This window comes from Actinomycetota bacterium (genome assembly GCA_030776725.1).
In the GTDB taxonomy this organism is placed as follows: domain Bacteria; phylum Actinomycetota; class Nitriliruptoria; order Nitriliruptorales; family JAHWKO01; genus JAHWKW01.
Map to the genome: position 1 here is coordinate 1 of JALYHG010000059.1, position 3,976 is coordinate 3,976.

Sequence of the window (3,976 nt, forward strand, 5' to 3'; positions counted from 1 at the left end):
TGGTCGCGCTGTGGTCGCGACCGTCTTGGCGGGCGACCGGCTCCTGGTGTTGGCGGTCGCCGGGGTGGTGGCGGTATCCGCTCTGATGCTGGCCAGGCCGTTGACCACCTACCTCGACGGACGCGAACGTGTGGTGCTGCTCGAGGCCAAGGCGGAGGCGCTCCGCGACGAGATCGACCGGCTAGAGGCCCGTGAGCGCGACCTCACCACCGCCGAGTACGTCGAGCTCCGCGCCCGCGAACGGCTCGGGCTGGTCAGACCCGGAGAGATCCCGTACGTGGTCATCACCCCCGAAACCGACCGACCGCGGCTGGCCTCACCCGCCGCCCCGCCGCCGCGCCCGTGGTACCGACGCATGTTCGAAGCCCTGCTGCCATGACGGTTGCTGCTCGCGAGAGGCAGCCGTAGGCTGGCTGAGGGCACCCCCGGGCGTCCGATCGCTGCGACACGGCAGGTCCCAGGCAGATCCCAGACACGTCCCACGAGGACACTTCAACCCACTGGTCGGGCCTCGGACGGGCTCGCCACCATGCCGAGAGGAGGGCGCTTGCTCAGCCAAGGGATGATCATCAAGGGAAGGGTCGTCCGGCTCGAGGAGTACGGGGCGTTCGTGGAGGTGCCCCTGTTCCCCGAGAACCCGGAGGACCCGCAGGTCGTCACCGGCCTGTGTCACGTGTCCGAGGTCGACCGCGACTACGTCGAGAACATCTTCGCCTACCTCGCCGAAGACCAGGAGGTCGAGGTCAAGGTCCTCAACATCAAGGAGGACGGGAAGGTCGACCTCTCGATCAAGCAGGCGGACCCCGACTGGGAGCCCGAGCCGACCCAGCCGCGACGCAGCAAGTTGGACAAGGACTTCGACAAGCGCCTGCGCCGCTTCATGCACCAGTCACAGATGATCCAGGGAGAAGCGCGCCGCCAGCGCGAATCCCGCCGCTGACCAGAGCCTCCCCGTGACGTCCGCGGCTGGCGATCCCACCGGGGACGCTGTCCGAGCCGACCCGCAGGCCTCGTACGCGCGCGCCGCCGCGGCTCCGACCATGGGACCCAGCGAGCGTGCCGTGGTCTCCCAGCAGCTGGGCCGGCCTGCCCGCGGCCACATCGCCGTCGTGCACCGGTGCGTGTACGGCCTGCCCACCGTCGTCCGCGTCGCCCCCTACCTCGACGACGGCACCCCGTTCCCGACGGTGTTCTGGCTCGCGTGCCCGGTGGCGCGCCGCCACGTCGGCCGGCTCGAGGCCGACGGCACGATGGAGTCGTTCAACGCCGCCATGGCGGCCGACGCCGAGCTCGCGGCCGGCTACGCCGCCGCAGCCGGACGGTACGTCGCGTTCCGCGACGCGCTCGACCGACCGATCCGGGAAGATCCCGCAGCGGGCGGCATGCCGGGCCACATCAAGTGCCTGCACGCCCACCACGCCCACTTCCTGGCCACCGGCGACAACCCGGTCGGCGCCAAGACCCACCAGCAGGTCACGCCCATGCCGTGTCCGGGGCCGTGTGTCGACGAGGACGTCCTGGCCGAGGCGTACGGCGAGCTCCCGCCCCCCGCAACTGCTCCCGGCGCCTGGGAACACGCCGCGCCGCCTCGCCAGCGGCCCAGAGCCTGATGGCGAACCGTGCCGCCGTCGACGTGGGGACCAACTCGGTCCGCGTGCTGGTCGTCGACGACGACGGCCACGCGCTCGCCCGCGAGATGGAGATCACCCGTCTGGGACAGGGCGTCGACGAGACCGGGGAGCTCGACGACGAGGCGTTGGCCCGCACCCTGGACGTGATCGGCCGGTACCGCCAACGGTGGGAGGAGCTCGGCGTCCGGGGCGACGTGCGTATCGCAGCGACGTCCGCCATCCGTGACGCCGCCGACCGCGAGCGTTTCTTCGCGGGGGTGCGCCGGGTGGCGGGCGTCGGCGCCGAGGTGCTGTCCGGCGAGGATGAGGCCGCCACCGCGTTCCGCGGGGCGACCGCCAAGCTCGACGTCGGCCACCCCGCTGCGCTGTTGGACGTCGGGGGCGGCTCGACCGAGGTCGTCGTCGGAGACCGCGCCGGGGACGTCAAGGCGTCGATCTCGCTGCAGCTCGGCTGCGTCCGGCTCACCGAACGGCTGTTGCGGTCCGACCCGCCCACCGACCAGGAGCTGCAGGACGCCCGGGCGGAGATCGCCGGCCAGCTCGACCACGCCGCTGAGACGCTGGGGCGCCAGGACGCCGACCCCGGCGACTGTCGGTCGCTGATCGGCGTGGCCGGGACGGTCACGACCCTGGCGGCGTTGTCTCTCGACCTCGACGAGTACGACGCGGACGCCGTCCACGGCACCGTCGTGTCCCGCGAGACGGTCGGTGACCTCACCCGGCGGCTCGCTGCGCTGCGCTCCGCCGAGCGGCGCGAGCTCGGCCCGGTCGCCCCCGGACGCGAGGACATCATCCTGGGCGGGGCGTTGGTGGTCGAGGCGGTCCTGGACCGGTTCGGGTACGACGCGCTCACCGCCAGCGAAGCCGACATCCTCGACGGGTTGGTCGCCGGAGGCTGACGACGGGCGACGCTGCCGGCGGCGCGGCGACCTCTACCCTTGCAGCCCCGGCCCGAAGGCTCCCATGGCGGTCGACATCGCTGACGTGCGGGTCGACGATCCCCACGGCGCGGTCGTGCGGTGGCTCACCGAGCACGACAAGACGGTCCGCGGCTACGACCAGCACACCTCGCAACACCCCGACCGCATCACGGCCCGCGACGTCCTCGCCACGCAGTACACCAAGCTACGCGTCGACGGGATGGAACTGCAGTTCTTCCTCGACCGTGGCCGCTCGGCGCCGTGGCACCTGGTCCCGGCTGACGCGACGCTCGCCGCGGCCGACCCCGAGGAGGAGGGCGGTCTGTACGACGCGGCGGAGGAGCTCTACGGCCACTTCTACCGCGGTCGGCTGCGTGGGTTGGCGATCGGGAAGATCCACCGCGTCCTGCACCTCAAGCGACGCCACCTGTTCCCACTGCTGGATGGGCGTCTGCTGGAGCTGTACAAGGACGCGGCCACGGAGGCGTCGCGACGGTTCCGCGACCACGGTCGACGTGGGCGGCGTGGGCGGCTGTACTGGGTCGCGATCCGCGACGACATCCTGGCGGCCGGCGACCTGTGGGACGACCTGCGCGCGAACCTGGCCACCTCGGATGGGCCGGCTGCGCTGGGGGCCGAGCTGTCCGACGTGCGCCTGCACGACATCCTGTGCTGGGAGGCCGTGCGTCGCTGAAGGCGCCGAGGAGATCACCGCTGGACGGCCGTGTGGACGCCGACGCCTTCCAGGAGCGGCTGCGCGCCGCGATCGCTCGCGTGCCTGACGACGCGTCGCGTCCGCCGCCCGACGCTCGGGTGGGAGCGGTGCTGGCCCTGTTCGAGAGCACCGGCCGAGGACCCGGGGTCGTCCTGACCCGGCGGCGTCGGGATATGCGCGCCCACCCCGGCCAGCTGTCGTTCCCCGGCGGGCGGGTCGACACCGGCGAGACGTTCGAGCAGGCGGCGTTGCGCGAAGCCCGCGAGGAGATCGCCCTGCGGCCCGAGACCGTCCAGGTCTTCGGTACCGCCCCGACGTTCTACATCCCCCCGTCGCGGTTCTGGGTGGTCCCGGTGGTGGGCTGGTGGCGCGACCGCCACCGGCTCGACCCCAACCCCTGGGAGGTCGACGAGGTCCTGCACGTTCCGCTGGTCACCCTCGTGGAGCACGAGCGGCTGCGGTGGGTAGCCCTCTCCGAGCGCGGTGCGGCGTGGGCGTGGCAACTCGATGACGACCTGCTGTGGGGGGCGACCGCGATGCTGGTCGCGGCGCTCCTCGACGTGGTCAGCCCGGGTTGGGCTGGCGGCCGCCGACCGACCGACCTCGGCCGCGAGCGCCAGGTGCGTCCCTGGGAGCACTTCCCGTCCTGGCAGCCGCCAGTACGGCTGGAGGGGGTCCCGGAGGTCGCCGCGCAGGCTGTGCCGGTGGTC

Annotated in this window: 6 protein-coding genes; all 6 read left to right on the forward strand. The window is 72.6% G+C overall.

Translation table 11 applies throughout. From position 1 onward, the window contains the following. Nucleotides 1-379 (forward strand): septum formation initiator family protein (locus M3N57_02605; protein MDP9021589.1); only part of this gene is annotated, 379 nt, incomplete at its 5' end. 168 nt (nt 380-547) lie between these two features. Next, on the forward strand, nt 548-940 hold the full coding sequence (locus tag M3N57_02610) for a S1 RNA-binding domain-containing protein (protein ID MDP9021590.1): 393 nt from the start codon (nt 548-550) through the stop codon (nt 938-940). Nucleotides 941-1,040: 100 nt separating this feature from the next. Further along, nucleotides 1,041-1,610, forward strand: coding sequence for a DUF501 domain-containing protein (locus tag M3N57_02615; protein ID MDP9021591.1), 570 nt, complete (start codon nt 1,041-1,043; stop codon nt 1,608-1,610). Continuing rightward, nucleotides 1,610-2,530 carry a Ppx/GppA family phosphatase gene (locus tag M3N57_02620; GenBank protein MDP9021592.1) on the forward strand — a complete coding sequence of 307 codons (921 nt, stop codon included), beginning with the start codon at nt 1,610-1,612 and terminating at the stop codon, nt 2,528-2,530. Before M3N57_02615 ends, M3N57_02620 begins: the two co-directional genes overlap by 1 nt. 64 nt (nt 2,531-2,594) lie before the next feature. Next, the gene (locus tag M3N57_02625) at nt 2,595-3,245 is read left to right on the forward strand and encodes a DUF6308 family protein (protein ID MDP9021593.1); all 651 of its coding nucleotides are present in this window, start codon (nt 2,595-2,597) and stop codon (nt 3,243-3,245) included. Between the two features lie 32 nt (nt 3,246-3,277). Then, nucleotides 3,278-3,976, forward strand: a 699-nt coding sequence (locus M3N57_02630; protein ID MDP9021594.1) for a CoA pyrophosphatase, incomplete at its 3' end; no start/stop codon positions are given.